17 protein-coding genes and 1 other RNA gene are annotated in these 14,390 nt (G+C 41.3%); 8 read left to right on the top strand and 10 right to left on the bottom strand.

What is annotated here, in order from left to right; all coding sequences use genetic code 11:
- The first annotated feature begins 9 nt into the window (after positions 1 to 9).
- From NIT04_RS08170 to NIT04_RS08160, 3 genes are all read left to right on the top strand, one after another.
- Positions 10 to 357 carry a DUF2294 domain-containing protein gene (locus NIT04_RS08170; protein WP_252503051.1) on the top strand — a complete coding sequence of 116 codons (348 nt, stop codon included), beginning with the start codon at positions 10 to 12 and terminating at the stop codon, positions 355 to 357.
- Between the two features lie 13 nt (positions 358 to 370).
- Positions 371 to 1,159 (top strand): formate dehydrogenase accessory sulfurtransferase FdhD, encoded by a 789-nt coding sequence (gene fdhD / locus NIT04_RS08165; RefSeq protein WP_252503050.1) that lies wholly within the window; start codon positions 371 to 373, stop codon positions 1,157 to 1,159.
- 209 nt (positions 1,160 to 1,368) lie between these two features.
- The gene (locus tag NIT04_RS08160; RefSeq protein ID WP_252503049.1) at positions 1,369 to 2,661 is read left to right on the top strand and encodes an OFA family MFS transporter; all 1,293 of its coding nucleotides are present in this window, start codon (positions 1,369 to 1,371) and stop codon (positions 2,659 to 2,661) included.
- A gap of 61 nt (positions 2,662 to 2,722) precedes the next feature.
- Here NIT04_RS08160 and NIT04_RS08155 read toward each other — a convergent pair whose 3' ends face one another.
- The 5 genes from NIT04_RS08155 to NIT04_RS08135 form a co-directional block, all read right to left on the bottom strand.
- Complete coding sequence (locus NIT04_RS08155) at positions 2,723 to 3,655, bottom strand: ABC transporter ATP-binding protein (RefSeq protein ID WP_252503048.1); 933 nt, start codon at positions 3,653 to 3,655, stop codon at positions 2,723 to 2,725.
- Positions 3,655 to 4,719, bottom strand: a complete 1,065-nt coding sequence (locus NIT04_RS08150) for an ABC transporter ATP-binding protein (protein ID WP_252503047.1) — start codon at positions 4,717 to 4,719, stop codon at positions 3,655 to 3,657. Before NIT04_RS08150 ends, NIT04_RS08155 begins: the two co-directional genes overlap by 1 nt.
- Before the next feature lie 16 nt (positions 4,720 to 4,735).
- Positions 4,736 to 5,758, bottom strand: coding sequence for an oligopeptide ABC transporter permease (gene opp3C, locus NIT04_RS08145; protein WP_252503046.1), 1,023 nt, complete (start codon positions 5,756 to 5,758; stop codon positions 4,736 to 4,738).
- Complete coding sequence (gene opp3b, locus NIT04_RS08140; RefSeq protein ID WP_305880093.1) at positions 5,758 to 6,690, bottom strand: oligopeptide ABC transporter permease; 933 nt, start codon at positions 6,688 to 6,690, stop codon at positions 5,758 to 5,760. The genes opp3C and opp3b overlap by 1 nt, the downstream gene beginning before the upstream one ends.
- Positions 6,691 to 6,858: 168 nt before the next feature.
- Positions 6,859 to 8,580, bottom strand: coding sequence for a peptide ABC transporter substrate-binding protein (locus NIT04_RS08135; protein WP_252503044.1), 1,722 nt, complete (start codon positions 8,578 to 8,580; stop codon positions 6,859 to 6,861).
- A 258-nt stretch (positions 8,581 to 8,838) separates the two neighbouring features.
- On the opposite strand from NIT04_RS08135, the gene NIT04_RS08130 reads away from it, so the two are divergent.
- The 3 genes from NIT04_RS08130 to NIT04_RS08120 all read left to right on the top strand — a co-directional run bounded on the left by NIT04_RS08130 (position 8,839) and on the right by NIT04_RS08120 (position 10,185).
- Positions 8,839 to 9,183, top strand: coding sequence for a DUF3899 domain-containing protein (locus NIT04_RS08130; protein ID WP_252503043.1), 345 nt, complete (start codon positions 8,839 to 8,841; stop codon positions 9,181 to 9,183).
- Positions 9,184 to 9,265: 82 nt separating this feature from the next.
- Positions 9,266 to 9,739, top strand: a complete 474-nt coding sequence (locus NIT04_RS08125) for a DUF948 domain-containing protein (RefSeq protein ID WP_252503042.1) — start codon at positions 9,266 to 9,268, stop codon at positions 9,737 to 9,739.
- A 23-nt stretch (positions 9,740 to 9,762) separates the two neighbouring features.
- A complete protein-coding gene (locus tag NIT04_RS08120) occupies positions 9,763 to 10,185 on the top strand; it encodes a DUF948 domain-containing protein (RefSeq protein WP_252503041.1) in 423 nt (140 codons plus the stop codon).
- A 40-nt stretch (positions 10,186 to 10,225) separates the two neighbouring features.
- On the opposite strand, the gene NIT04_RS08115 is transcribed toward NIT04_RS08120, so the two are convergent.
- From NIT04_RS08115 to cax, 3 genes are read right to left on the bottom strand one after another with little or no spacing between them, the layout of a single operon-like run.
- Positions 10,226 to 10,774 carry a DUF948 domain-containing protein gene (locus NIT04_RS08115; protein ID WP_252503040.1) on the bottom strand — a complete coding sequence of 183 codons (549 nt, stop codon included), beginning with the start codon at positions 10,772 to 10,774 and terminating at the stop codon, positions 10,226 to 10,228.
- 15 nt (positions 10,775 to 10,789) lie between these two features.
- Complete coding sequence (locus tag NIT04_RS08110) at positions 10,790 to 11,212, bottom strand: DUF948 domain-containing protein (RefSeq protein WP_252503039.1); 423 nt, start codon at positions 11,210 to 11,212, stop codon at positions 10,790 to 10,792.
- 54 nt (positions 11,213 to 11,266) lie between these two features.
- On the bottom strand, positions 11,267 to 12,319 hold the full coding sequence (gene cax / locus NIT04_RS08105) for a calcium/proton exchanger (RefSeq protein ID WP_252503038.1): 1,053 nt from the start codon (positions 12,317 to 12,319) through the stop codon (positions 11,267 to 11,269).
- Between the two features lie 137 nt (positions 12,320 to 12,456).
- Here cax and ssrS point away from each other — a divergent pair.
- Positions 12,457 to 12,649, top strand: a non-coding RNA gene (gene ssrS / locus NIT04_RS08100) — 6S RNA.
- A gap of 137 nt (positions 12,650 to 12,786) precedes the next feature.
- Here the strand turns inward: ssrS and NIT04_RS08095 are convergent.
- Positions 12,787 to 13,026 (bottom strand): hypothetical protein, encoded by a 240-nt coding sequence (locus NIT04_RS08095; protein WP_252503037.1) that lies wholly within the window; start codon positions 13,024 to 13,026, stop codon positions 12,787 to 12,789.
- 85 nt (positions 13,027 to 13,111) lie between these two features.
- Positions 13,112 to 13,414, bottom strand: a complete 303-nt coding sequence (locus tag NIT04_RS08090; RefSeq protein WP_252503036.1) for a YunC family protein — start codon at positions 13,412 to 13,414, stop codon at positions 13,112 to 13,114.
- A gap of 126 nt (positions 13,415 to 13,540) precedes the next feature.
- On the opposite strand from NIT04_RS08090, the gene NIT04_RS08085 reads away from it, so the two are divergent.
- A complete protein-coding gene (locus NIT04_RS08085; RefSeq protein ID WP_252503035.1) occupies positions 13,541 to 14,374 on the top strand; it encodes a S1C family serine protease in 834 nt (277 codons plus the stop codon).
- The last annotated feature ends 16 nt before the right edge of the window (positions 14,375 to 14,390 follow it).

The following is a 14,390-nucleotide window of genomic DNA, read 5'->3' as shown; positions in this document are numbered from 1 at the left end:
GTATGGGGAATGTCAAAAAAAATACATGACTTCAATGACATCATTAGAAGGTTGAGAAAAGAACTATTCGGAAAAGGACCGGAAAGAATTACAACTGTATTCATAGATAATATGGCAATTTCAACACTTTATGGTAATCTGACACCAACAGAAAAATTCATTGCAGGAACACGCGAAGGTAAAGAGATGGTTCATTCCGCCAGAACTAAAATGATACAAGAAGTGTATGAGGAATCCCCTCCCGAAGGTCTTGAAGAAGTAGTGGGGGCAAAGTTCGTCCATCTATTTTCAGACATTAAATTAGAGGATGATATTGCAGTATCTGTATTTTTGTTCGACAGAATCATTGATCAATGAAAGGAGAGCAATTATGAACCGGATTCAAAGACGGTCCATTTTACGATTTGCCAACGGTGGATTTGAACAAATGACAGATGACGTCGCAACGGAATACCCGATTACAGTTAAGTTGAACGGTAAAGAACTATTGACTATCGTTTGTACGCCCGAGTATATCGAGGATATGGTTGTCGGATTTCTTGCATCCGAACGGATTATTGTAAATTATCAAGACATCGAAGTGATCCGGTTGGAAGAAGATAAGGGAGTAGTCCATATAGAGACTACGAGGACTTTTCCTTTTTACGAACAGCTTCAAAACAAAAGGTATATCACATCATGTTGCGGCATGAGCCGACAAGGTTTTGTATTTGCGAATGACGCACTAACCGCAAAAAGGATGTTGCAAAAGAATGTAAACTTATCACCTAAGGACTGTTTTGCACTTATGAAAAAAATGAACAAGGAAGCAGATCTATTCAAACAAACGGGCGGAGTTCATATTGCAGCACTATGCGATCCACGTAATATCGTGTTGACGAGAATGGACATCGGGCGTCACAATGCACTTGATAAAATATACGGATATTGTTTAAAAAACGATATTACTGTCAACGACAAAGTGATAGTTTTTAGCGGTAGGATTTCGTCTGAGATTTTATTAAAGGTCGCAAAAATCGGTTGTGAAGTGGTCCTCTCGAAATCAGCACCGACTGAACTGGCAATAAATCTAGCTGATGAGCTAGGAATAACCGCTGTCGGATTCATCCGAGGCGAGTCGTTCAACGTGTACACACATCAGGAAAGAATAAGATTGTAACTATTCTTTGTTTTTGAATTAAATAAAATACTTGGTGACAAACCCATTTGATGATGGTACTATGACAGAAATGTGACAAAAAATGTCTTCTCTCTTTTTAGAGTTCAGTAGAATGTAAGGGTTTTCATTTAACGGTTGTTTGTTGCATCATAAACGGAGAGATTAACATCTTTGTCATATTACTTTATGATCAAAGGGAGATGTAAAAAGTGAAAAGCTCGAAGAAAACTAAGAACAGATGGTTGATTGCCGCTTCTGCCGTTGGGATTCACATTTCAATCGGCTCCGTCTATGCATGGAGCAACTTTACAAACCCGTTAATCGACCAGTTTGGATGGTCGACCAGCCAAGTGCAGTTAACGTTTAGTATTGCAATCTTATTTCTTGGTCTATCGGCTGCATTTCTAGGTCATTTTGTTGAAAAGCACGGCCCTCGCAAGGCTGGGTTGCTTGCTGCAGCATGCTTTGGTATCGGTGTCATGGGTGCCGGTTTTGCTGTAAGCATGTCGTCTCTTACGCTCTTGTACATTTTTTATGGAGTATTGGGAGGAATCGGTTTGGGTGTCGGGTATATCGCGCCGGTTTCCACTCTTGTAAAATGGTTCCCCGATCGGAGAGGTTTAGCAACTGGAATGGCAATAATGGGCTTCGGCTTCGCTGCTGCAATTAGCAGTCCCATAATGGAAGCGCTCATCAATTCTGTCGGCCTTCAAAATACATTTTATATCCTTGGTGCATCATACTTATTAGTTATGGTCGCCTCTTCACTATATCTCGAGAAACCTGAGGAAGGCTGGGCACCTGCAGGATACGTAAAAAAATTGGAATCTGGTAAAGTAGAAGCGAAAGTAGATTTAGCACAATTGACGGCGAACGAAGCTATCAAGACAAAACGATTTTACTATCTATGGATGATGCTATTCCTAAATGTCACATGCGGAATCGCCATCTTATCAGCGGCCAAACCTCTTGCTATAGAAAGTATTGGCATGACAACGGTACAGGCTGCTGCCCTCGTTGGCGTGCTAGGTCTCTTTAATGGCTTTGGACGGCTAGGCTGGGCATCCATATCCGATTACATCGGCAGAAGACATACGTACACAGCATTTTTTGTTATTCAGGTAGTATTATTTGCTCTCCTTCCTTTCACAACAAACGCTATTGCTTTCCAAGTGATGCTCGCCGTGATTTATACTTGCTACGGCGGTGGATTCTCCTGTATACCTGCATATATCGGTGATATTTTCGGAACAAAACAACTTGGGGCAATTCATGGATATATATTAACAGCCTGGGCAGCAGCTGGTATTGCCGGGCCTATGTTTGCCGCATGGATGAAAGACACAACAGGAAGTTATGAAAGCAGCTTGCTCTTTTTCGCAGGACTATTTGCCGTTGCATTGGTCATCTCAATCTTAATTCAATTTGACATTAAAAAAGTAAGAGCTGAACAGCACAGCCGGAACAAAACAAATGTAGTACAAACTGCGAAGACTGTCTAATATTAGAATGCGAAAACCGCCCTTCACATCAATATCCGATGTGAAGGGCGGTTTATCTTTATTACTTTAATTGCGCTTTCATTTCTTTCAACTCTTTTTCAGAGCAAAGCACGAAATGACCAGGTGTTATTTCACGGAAATCCACTTTTTCATCGGGCCCGTAATTATGTTGTTTTGGGTCGTATGGTTGTCTTACCCGTGAACGTTCATAAATCGGATCCGGAAGCGGAATGGCAGATAATAACGATTTCGTATAAGGATGTAGTGGATTTCTATATAATTCATCAGCAGGAGCCATTTCAACAAGCTTTCCGAAATACATGACACCAATGCGATCTGAGATATATTTAACCATTGATAAATCATGTGCGATGAATAAATACGTCAATCCCTTTTCTTTCTGCAAGTCCTTCAACAAGTTAACGACTTGGGCTTGAATGGAAACGTCAAGAGCGGAAATCGGTTCGTCGGCGATGATGAATTCAGGATTAACGGCAAGCGCCCGCGCAATCCCTATCCTTTGCCGCTGACCTCCCGAAAATTCATGCGGGTAACGATCGGCGTGCTCTTTGTTCAATCCGACAGTTTCTAGCAGCTCTACAACTTTCTGCTTCCGTTCTTTCGGGTTTTTAGCCAAACCATGAACATCCAGTCCTTCTGCGATAATATCAAGGACTTTCATTCGGGGGTTCAAGGATGCATATGGGTCTTGGAAAATCATTTGCATCTTCCGGTTGAGAGCCTTCACTTCGGCTTTAGATTTATCGGCATGTACACTAACCCCATCGTAAAGGACTTCTCCGTCAGTCGCATCATAAAGCCGAATAATTGTCCTACCGGTCGTCGACTTTCCACAACCAGACTCACCTACTAAACCAAATGTCTCCCCCCGATAAATATCAAAGCTAATATTATCAATCGCACGAACTTCGGAAGGCTTTCCGGCATTAAAATATTGTTTCAAGTTTTTCACTTCAAGCAATTTTTTAGCCATCATGCATTACCTCCATTCGATTGCTCATAATATCTGCTTCCACGGAATGTCTTCATCCGTTCGATAATTGTCTTTGGTGGATCAACTTGAGGTGCATTTGGATGAAGCAGCCAAGTTGCGGCATAATGTGTATCGCTCACTTTAAACATCGGCGGTGCTTGCTCCAAATCGATTTTCAAAGCATATTCGCTCCTCAACGCGAATGCGTCTCCAACAGGAGGGTTTAACAGATCTGGCGGAGTGCCAGGAATCGCATACAGCTTTTCCTCATTCAAATCCATGGATGGCATCGAGCTGAGAAGCCCCCATGTATATGGATGCTGCGGGTTGTAGAAGATTTCGTCCACTGTTCCCACTTCCACAATCCGCCCGCCGTACATGACAGCGACGCGATCAGCTACGTTCGCAACAACACCGAGGTCGTGTGTAATAAAAATGATCGACGTATCTACTTTTTTCTGGATATCCTTCATCAGTTCAAGAATTTGCGCTTGGATAGTTACATCAAGTGCAGTCGTTGGTTCATCTGCAATTAATACTTTCGGGTTACAAGCGAGCGCAATCGCAATGACGATCCTCTGTCTCTGTCCACCAGAAAACTGATGTGGATACATTTTTATCCGGGTTTCTGGATTTGGTATCCCTACCATGCGCAATAAGTCAATGCAGACTTCCTTCGCTTTTGCCTTGCTAACTTTTTGGTGTTTTAAAATTGGCTCCATGACCTGCTTGCCGATTGTCATCGTTGGATTTAACGAAGTCATCGGATCTTGGAAAATCATTGAGATTTCTTTCCCTCTAATTTTTTGCATTTGTCTATCGGAAAGTTTCGTCAAATCATTACCATTAAAGAGAATTTCACCATTTTTAAATTCGGAGCTCGACTCTGGCAATAAACGCATAATCGATTTTGTTGTCACCGATTTCCCGGATCCTGACTCACCGACAATTGCCAATGTCTCTCCTTTATTCAAATCAAAGCTGACACCGCGGATTGCTTTCACTTCACCGGCAAACGTGTGGAAGGAAAGCTCCAAGTCTTTTACTTGCAATATTTTTTCCATCTTGGCTTTCCTCCAATCAATCTTTCATTTTCGGGTCAAGCGCATCACGCAGTCCGTCACCGATCAAGTTAAATGCAATCATCAAGACACTGATAATTACAGCCGGGAACAAAAGGAAATACGGCTGATGTTCCATCACTTTAAAGCCATCATTGATTAGCGTACCTAATGATGCGGCAGGCGGTTGCAGCCCTAGTCCGATAAAGCTTAAGAATGCCTCAAAGAAAATAGCAGTCGGAATCGTGAACATCGTGTTAATGATGATAATGCCCATAATATTTGGCATTAAATGCTTGCCAATAATTCGCTTGTCACTCGCTCCCAATGTACGGGACGCTAGGACGAATTCTTGTCCTTTATATTTCAATATTTGGGCGCGAACGATACGGGACATGCCGATCCATCCTGTAATGGAAATCGCAATGATAATGGCGGTTAATCCCGCCTCCATAATCATTAGCATCAAAATAACGATAATCAGTGTCGGGATACCAATCAAAATTTCGACAATCCGCTGCATGATATCATCGACGCGGCCGCCAAAATACCCCGATATTCCTCCGTAAAGGACACCGATGACTACATCGATTGCCGCAGCAACGAATGCGATCAATAAGGAAATCTGTGTTCCTTCCCAAACACGGGTGAATAAGTCACGGCCAAGTCCATCGGTTCCGAACCAGTAATACTCGTCCACTTTCTTAATTTCATATAAGTTTACTTTCTCGCCGCCCAATTGACCCATACCATCAAATATCCCCAATTTCTCAAGTCCAGGAATTTTTGGTGGCAAGTTGGCGTGACGTAAAACTTGTTGCTCGCCATCATGTCCATTTAGATGCGGCCCTATCAATGCCATAATGATTAATAACACAAGGATAAACATGCTAACGATTGCCGCTTTGTTTTTACGCAATCTTAACCATGCATCTTGCCAAAAGCTTAAACTCGGTTTAGTAATACGTTCGGCGTTACTGCTATCAATAGTAATACGCTCGAATTTTTCCGGCGGCAATTGTTGAAGTTCTTCTTTTCTCATTACCCTTTACCTCCAGACAAACGGATTCGCGGATCAATGATTCCGTAAAGAAGGTCTACAATGAAGATAATAATAATCAACAATGCAGAGAAGAAAAGTGTCGTACCCATGATTGTTGCAAAATCATTCGTCATGATGGATGATACGAACTGCTCCCCGATTCCCGGAATCGCAAAGATCTGTTCTACAACAAGGGAACCCGTGACTATTCCAGCTGCTACCGGTCCTAATACAGTAACGAGAGGGATGAGCGCGTTTCGTAATGCATGTTTGAATGCGATTTCAAAACCGTTGGCGCCTTTCGCTTTTGCTAATGTTATATAGTCGGAGCTCAATACTTCAATCATCTCAGTACGGATGAAACGTGCGGAAAGTGCAAGCGGCCCCATTGCCAATGCAATAGAAGGCAGGATACTTGATTTCCATCCGTCATTCCAAAGACCAACCGGCAATAGATGCCACTGAGTAGCGACCCAATATTGCAACAATGCCGCGAATACGAATGAAGGTATCGAAACCCCTAAGATCGCAAAAAATGTACTACCGTAATCCCATATCGTATTCTGTTTCAAAGCAGCGAGCATTCCTAGCAGAATCCCGACAATCGTACCAAATACCATCGCCTGCGCCCCTAATATAAATGAAGGTTTCACCCTCGATGCCAACAGGTCGTTAACGCTCTTCCCTTTAAAGACGAAAGATGTTCCCAAATCCCCTTTAGCTAGGTTTTTCATATAAATAGCGTACTGAACCGGTTTCGGTTTATCGATGCCATATTTCTTTTCCACAATCGCCCGTTGAGTTTCATTTAGCTTGTTATAAGAAGCGATCGGTGAACCTGGTAGCGTTTGCATTAAGAAAAATGTTGCGGTTGCAATCAGGAACATCGTCAGAAACATGTAAACGAGCCGTTTTCCAATATACTTAACCACGTTGCACACCTCCAAAGTACGTGAGTTTGATTTATGTCAAATTGAATAATCAATTTCTTTTCAAAATGAAAACACTTACAAACTTTCACTTTATTACCTTTTAGTAAAAAGAGAGTATATGGATTTTCCGCCATATACTCTCTTTATTATTAAACTGCCAAAGCTTACTTATTCTTTACCAGAAATATAAGCCCATTTGTAGCTATGATCAGCTCCGAAAGGATGAACTCCAAGTCCTTTGAAGTACGGTTTTTGAAGTTGAATCAAACCACGTTGGTAGATCGGTGCAATTGCTGCTTCATCCTCAAGTAGGATTTTCTCAGCTTTCGCAAATGCTTCGTAACGTGCTGCAGGATCTAATGCAAGCTCATCTTTAGTAGCTTCAATCAACTCATCGTATTCTTTATTAGAGAATGACATCAAGTTGTTAGTACCATTTGTGACGAACAAATCCATGAATGAAATCGGGTCTTGGAAGTCAGGGCCCCAACCAGAAACTTGGATATCATAGTCTTGGTTTCCATCAAGCTCCAAACGTACTGCGAACGGTACTTCTTTCAACTTGATTTTCAATCCTTCTAGGTTGCCCTCAAGTTGTGCTTTGAAATACTCGTTCATTTTCTTGGAAAGTTCAGTGTCTCCACCTAGGATTTCAAGTTCCATTTCAGTTACACCTAGCTCATCCAAACCTTTTGCCCAATATTCTTTAGCTTCTTCCACATTGTATACAAGGTGATCTCCGCTAATGTCACGGAAGTCTGTTCCGCTTTCATCATATGCGAAGTCTCTTGGTACTAAGAAGTTTGCAGCAGTTGATCCGTTTGCAAGAACAACGTCAGCCAAATCTTCTTTTTCAAAAGCTTTTGCAAGCGCTTTACGGATATTCACGTTTGCAAGAGGTGTTTTTTCACCATTGCGCTCTTGGTTAAATTTGAAGTAGAACACAGCAGTGTCCGACTCGTTTACGGCTTCTTCATGAGTTCCATATTGAAGAGCCAAGTCTCCTGAAACTCCTGCACGGTCTTTCTTTCCATCGTTGTAAAGTTTAACTGCAGTTGCAGAATCTTTAACTACGTCTACGTTGATAGTTTCAAGTTTTACATTTTCCGCATCCCAATAATGTTCGTTCTTTTTGTATACCCAGCTATCCCCAGTGCCATCCCATTCAGTAAGAATGAACGGACCGTTGTAAAGAAGGTTATCTGAGTTCGTTGCGTACGCATCGCCTTTAGATGTTACAAACTCTTCTTTTTGCGGATAGAATGTTCCGAACGACATGAGTGATAGGAAGTATGGCACTGGACGCTCCAATGTTACGACCAATGTTTTGTCGTCTTCGGCTACTACGCCAAGTTCCGACTTGTCCATTTTCTCTTCACTGATTGCTGTTGCATTTTTGATAACTCCAGACATCATGAACGGACCATAAGGTGATCCAGTTGCAGGATCGATTGCACGTTGCCATGCAAATACGAAATCATGCGCTGTAACAGGTGTTCCATCTGACCATTTTGCATCACGAAGCTTGAATGTGTACGTAAGACCATCCTCACTCACTTCTGCTTCCTCTGCTGCCATTGCCGGTTCAGCAATGTTTTCAAGGTTCAAGCGGTACAAACCTTCATTAACGTTGTTCAATACATTAAATCCTACTGCATCTTCCACGATTGCGGAGTCAACAGATGGGATTGCTGCAGATTCGATCAAGTTTACGACCTGTTCTGCATCCGGTTCGCCGGCTTCTTCTGTTTTTTGTTCTGTTGCTTTGTCGTCTTCTTTGTTCGGTGCAGCAGTTTTGTCTTCGTCCTTGTCCTTGCCACCGCAAGCAGCAAGCACGACGCTTAGCACTAATGATAAAGCGACAAGCAAAAGCCATTTGTTTGTTTTCAAAGCATTGACCTCCCTTTTGTAATTGTCTGAAAGAATTATCACTTTTTATTATACATTCAAAACATCTTAAGTCAAAGACTTTTTTTATGTTTTTTTCTGAAATAACATAATTACAAAAGAAACAAAAGTCTAATTATTCTACTTATCTATTCACAAAACCATATATTGATTGACTTCTCCTCAAATTGCATTCTTCAATCAAATGATATAATATACATAAATAATAAATAATATTAACTATATAAAAGAGGTTAGAATATGAAGAAAATTGCGTTGAACATTATTGTAAACCAATTATTAATTTTGCTATTTGTTTTAATCTTCTATAAGAAACTTACAATTCTTGATTATATTAACGTTTCTTTCTATATAGGAGCATCCTATCTCTTCATTGGAATCCTCGTATTAATTTTACAGTCTGGTTTTTTCGATTTCTTTTCTACTAGTATGAAAAAGGTACTTTACCGGAAACATATTCAAAGTGAAATAACAACGATGCGGCCACCTTCTGAAGTCGTAACGATGAAAGCATCTTTTTTCTTCCGTTCCGGCATGCCGATCATCTTATTCATGCTCGTTGCTTTATTCTTCTATTCAGCTTGAACCTTCTATGGTGTTTATAAGGAAGGAAAGAGTGGTACGAGATAGGTAAGTGAAATATTAGTGGAATGGAGCTGATACCCGGATGGAGATTCTCCTCTATATAAGTGCAATCATCGCGGCTGTATCTTTATTATTAATCGCCATTTTTGTCATTGTCGCATTACGGAATGCAAAAAAGACGATGACAGAAGTATCAGATACGATTGCAAGAATGGAAAATAAGTTAGGCGGCATCACAACAAAATCAAATGAGTTGATGGAAAGGACCAATCGCATAGCCGCAGATGTAGAAAGCAAGATCCAACGATTGGAAAGCATTTCGCAATCCGCTCAGCATATTGGACAATCAACGGAAAATCTCAATCGTTCGTTCCAGTCGATTTCTCATCAAATTGCCACTCCAGAACCGAAACAGCGTGAACTAATGGAGAAATTGACAATCTTGACTGAAATGGCTTCCCGGATGTACTTCAAATTCAAATCAGTAAAGCGAAAGCAAGACCATTTCGTTCAGCAAGAGCTGAGACAACTCCCTTCTCCACAGAAGGTTAAATAAACTTATATGCAGAGGTGATTCATATGGATTGGCTCGGGATTGGAGTTCTCATCATCGGTATTGCACTTGCTTTTCTCACATTATTATTAATAAAACCATTACGTAAATTGACCGATACATTAGATGGGGTTAGACAGACAACAGATCGCCTGCCGCAATTGGTTGATGATTTGTCGAAACAAACTACAGAAGTGATGCAATTGAGCAATGAAACGATTGCCAATGTCAATAATCAAGTGAAAGAGGTCAGTCCACTTTTTCATATTATCGGGGATACTGGCGAGGCGACAAGAAAACTGACACTTGCCGCACTGAAAAAAACAAATGAGATAAAGACGAATACAAGCCATGCTTCCGATTTCACGAAACGCGAAAATTATGAAGGCATCTACGGCATCCTTTCATTCATCTTCTTTCTTTCCCAACGTTCTGGCACTCGAAAATAAAGATGAAAAGCGATGGAGGACAATTGTTCCTCCATCGCTTTTACTTTTCGTTGCTAATGTAATTGCTTTCCATGGCAGCCTCTCTCGCTTCCTCTTTCATCCGATCAATGTCAAAAGCCCGTTGTTCACCAGATACATATAATTTAGAAGGTCGCTTTAAAGATCCCCTCTTCTTATCCATGCCATTATTCACTGCATATAATGCAAGCGCTGCTGATCCATAAAGCCCGCCAAGGCGCTTATTACGTGTCTCTTCATCAACCGACTCCGTCTTTCTTTTGATCGTACCTGCAATATCATTGACAGATGAAGCAAGTTTTCTCGTCGATTCTCCGACATCTCCGACGATATGGAAGAGTGGTGTAAGTGTGCCTAACTTTTCATTTACGTCGGCTAACGTATCATTGGAATTTTGAATGATCTGTCCAGTTTCATTCAATACGTCATCTAATTGGTCTGGCAATTGCTCTACGGTTCGGCCTACACCATTTAAGATTGCTGCAATATTATTAAGCACTCGGGCAAGAAAGATAGAAAGAATTAAAAATCCTATCCCTATTAATAAGACACCAATTCCAGACAAACTCATTGCTCCCTCTCCTTTCTAATTGTCGGATAGCGCTTTTCCGCGCTTCCATGAATTGAACAAACCCTTTACAAACTCAGTAGTTTGAATAATACGTACAAACGGTTTTGCCCCTGGTGCATCTCCATTACTAGCATAACCTTGCGTCAAAGACTCCAATTCTTCACTTAAAGCATTCGCTCCCTTTCCTAATTCCTCTGCGGATAAAAACACACTATCAAGCGAAGTGGTTTTTTCCTCCATGTCGGCTATTGTCCTGTTGGTCTCATCCAACGTTCCTTCAAGCGCTTGAATGGTTCCGTCCAATTTAGACTCCATTTGCACTGCTGCCGTTCGTACTACTTCAATATTAGATGAAGCACGAAGGAGCAATTTAGATAGTGCAACCGCAAAAATGGCGAAAGCAATCGCCATCATGAATACTCCGATTGGAACTAACATCGATTCATCCCTCCCTATCCGTCTATACCACTGAATGAGAATTCGTAAGCATCCTTATAATAGATAAAACCCAATTCCGATAATAATATAAGCAGCTAACAACGTTAGACCTTCAAACCAATTCGACTCGCCGTCGTTCGAGAGGTTGATGACGAGGAATGTTGCAGTAATCATCGCTACAAGCTCCGGTATTGTAAAGACGAGCGGCATTGATTCAGGCATCATTAGCGATAACAAAACAAGTACAGGAGCTACGAACATCGCTACTTGCAATGTTGAGCCGACCGCGATTTCCACGGCTACATCCATCCTGTTCTTCATAGCCATCGTAATAGCGGAAAAATGCTCGGCAGCATTTCCGACAATAGCCACAATGATGACACCGATAAATAACTCTGACCAACCGAACTTATCACCGAGCGTCTCAAATGTATGTACAAGCTGCTCAGAGACGAAAGCAACTGCAATCGTCGATAGTAGCAATATGACGATTGACTTCTTTTTTGTCCATTCGGGCACTTCTTCCTCTTTCTTGTCTGTTTCAGCAGATGAGAAAACACCCCGGTGCGTGACAAGCTTGAAAAACAAGCCAGCAAGATACAAAGTGATCAATATGATGGAAATGCCTATACTTAACGTGACAGTATCAGCCTGATCCAACGTCTGCGAAAAAATTTCCGGGATGACAAATGCGACAATAACTGCAAATATCAATAAACCTGAATTATATCTCGCATCATGGATACTAAAATTTTGTGTTTTGTATTTTATTCCGCCAGCAAAGAACGAGACGCCCAAAACAAGCAACAAATTCCCTAGAACTGATCCAGTTAAGGAAGCGAGAACTATCCCAATTAACCCGGCTTTCAAAGTGAAAAACGAAATGATCAACTCGACAGCATTTCCGAAAGTGGCATTTAATAAGCCGCCGACCCTCGGACCGCTTACAATCGCCAGGCTTTCAGTTGCTCTACCAATGAAACCCGCGAGCGCAATTATGCTGACACAACTTATGATGAAAATCGGAATATCCGGCCAATCCATCATCGAACCAATGATGATCAACGGAACGCCAATGAATACAAGCAATGTAAATATACGATTCACGGTATTCACTTCCCTTCAATGAAATTCCCCCATATGTTTCCCTGTAATCGGCTGAAACAAACAGGATCCTTTCCGATGAATTTCGACTTGGAAGATATTTTCATTGATACTTTCAGAAGAAAAGTGTACTATATATACATGAGCTGCATTGTTCGTATACACATTAAGTTTTAACCTTTAAGCTGTAAAAGGGAGTTTTATATCGAGGCAGGAATGGTATGCCTGATTCATTTCTAATCAGGACGGACAGGATCGCTTCTGCGAACACCCACTTTGAGGAGTGGTGGTTTAAAACTTTCTATGATTCGATACGGCAAAGGCGGCTTTTCTTTTACATAGTTGTCACTAATAAACACCAACCTTTATGGTTGGTGTTTTTTTCATTCCCCGGAAAAACGGATATTTTTTTGAACAAAGGACATCATACATCATGTAAGTGAATGCATTTCACTTAACAAAAAAACAATTTAAAGGAGATGTCTCACACAATGAATAATCGTCAAAACGATCGCAACAACCGCAATAACGAAAGGAACAACAACAACAACAATAACGACAATAACAGAAACAGGAACACAGAATTTGCCGATGATTTCTTCGGGCAAAACAACAACAACAACAACAACAGAAACGACAGAAACAACAACAACAACAACGATAACAACAGAAACAACCGCAATAACCGTAACGACAACCGATAATAACAAAAAGAGACCCCATCGCTTACTATGCGCGATGGGGGTCTTTTTATTAATTTGCAAATAGTCAGTAAATAGGCATGTGTTGCATATGTTAAAGCATTTTCAACAACGCTTCTTCTCCACGCATTCCAGCACGGATTCCAAGCGTCTCAGCTTCCAGCGTAACGGATTCTAATGGCGCTTTCAACAACTGTTCAATCGTCTTTACGCCGACCGCCCTGCCAGCCACTATTTTCCGATCTGCCAAGACATTGTTCAACAGTCCGACATCCAAAGCTCCGCACATAATATATCCTTTATCATTGGACACTGTCAATAAGGTCGTTTTTGGCAATTGAACAGTTACCGCGGTAAATGTATATCCTCCAATGAGTATAGGTGTCAAAGTTACCAAGCCAATCTCCCCTTTCCACTCTATACATATGGACTTTCATACATAATTGTGCCCTTCCATATCCATTCATTATCACTGCTATAATAGTAGTAATAGAAAACGAATGACTAGAGGAAGTGATGCAAAGTGTTAGATGAAGAGAAAGTAGAACATAAAGATAATCCGGAACACAGGCACTTCGAGGATATAAGCGAGGAAGAAATGCATGAACTGGTGCTGCAAGCGCAACGGGAAGCGTTATTGAAACAGCAGGAAGAAACGGAACCAAAGAAAAAAATACCGAAATGGTTCATCTGGCTGTTGTCTTTGACGTTATTCGTCAGTACATTTGCCGGCCTCTTTCAAGTATTCTCGATACCCGCACTCGATTTTCTTATGACTTCAGCTTCAATGTCGAAGCAAAAAAATATCGCTGAATATAAAAAATCTGTCGTCGTTGTCGTAACGGAAGATGGAAAAGGAACAGGCTTCTCGGTTTCCAATGATGGAGTCATCCTCACCAACTACCATGTCGTAGAGGAAAACCAATCCATTTCAGTTGTATTCCCGGAAGATGGCCGATTTGAGGCCGCCGTCAAAAAAACATTTCCTTCTATTGATATGGCCGTTCTCGAGATCAAAGGAGACAGTTTTCCTTCTCTTGCAATCGATCATGCCGCAAAAATAGAAACGGATGATCCAATTATATTTATCGGAAATCCACTTAGCTTCAAAGGGATTGCTAATGAAGGTTCCATATTGGCACCAATCAAGCTTTCCGGTTGGACTGATGATGTAATCATGATTAAAGCACCTGTATACCGAGGAAATAGCGGTAGCCCTGTACTTAACGAAGATGGCAAAGTCATCGGAATTATTTTCGCTACAATGGATCATGAGGAATACGGAAAAGTCGGTTTGTTCATCCCGACATCCTTGCTGAACAAATATCAAGCTTCCGAAACTAAAACCCGGAAATGAACATCCATTTCCGGGC

Origin of the sequence: Sporosarcina sp. Marseille-Q4943 (assembly GCF_943736995.1) — a bacterium.
GTDB lineage: Bacteria > Bacillota > Bacilli > Bacillales_A > Planococcaceae > Sporosarcina.
The sequence above is the reverse complement of the archived record's forward strand: the minus strand, read 5'-3'. Positions and strand labels throughout refer to the sequence as shown.